The organism is Loigolactobacillus jiayinensis, assembly GCF_003946445.1.
GTDB lineage: Bacteria > Bacillota > Bacilli > Lactobacillales > Lactobacillaceae > Loigolactobacillus > Loigolactobacillus jiayinensis.
Genome location: NZ_RHOF01000106.1, coordinates 1 through 385 on the forward strand (window position 1 = coordinate 1; position 385 = coordinate 385).

Sequence of the window (385 nt, forward strand, 5' to 3'; positions counted from 1 at the left end):
AACAACGGCTAGGTAAACAAATCATCAGTCAAGCCAATTTAGATTATGCTAATTTGTCTAACGATCAGATTAAGCTTTTAGCCAAGCAATTTTCTGAATTTTTAAAGGTAAATTCCGTAGATCATTAGCCATACGAGATGGGGAAATTCCATGCCTAATCAATATGAAAAACTAGTCGAGCAGCAAGCGCGTTTAAAACAAAAAATTGATCGGGAAGATTTTAAATTACGACAATCTAAATACTATGAAAATCGGCAAGCCCGCAAAGCCCGTTCTCGCCGATTAATTCAAAAAGGGGCTTTATTAGAAAAGTACTTTCAAGCTAATAACCTCTCGGTCGAACAAACCGAAGAACTTTTAAAAACATTTGCTGACTATGTTAACG

At 35.8% G+C, this 385-nt stretch carries 1 protein-coding gene; it reads left to right on the top strand.

Going from position 1 to position 385, the window contains the following annotated elements:
- Positions 1-150: 150 nt before the first annotated feature.
- Positions 151-385 (top strand): hypothetical protein (locus EKM80_RS14515; protein WP_125554383.1); only part of this gene is annotated, 235 nt, incomplete at its 3' end.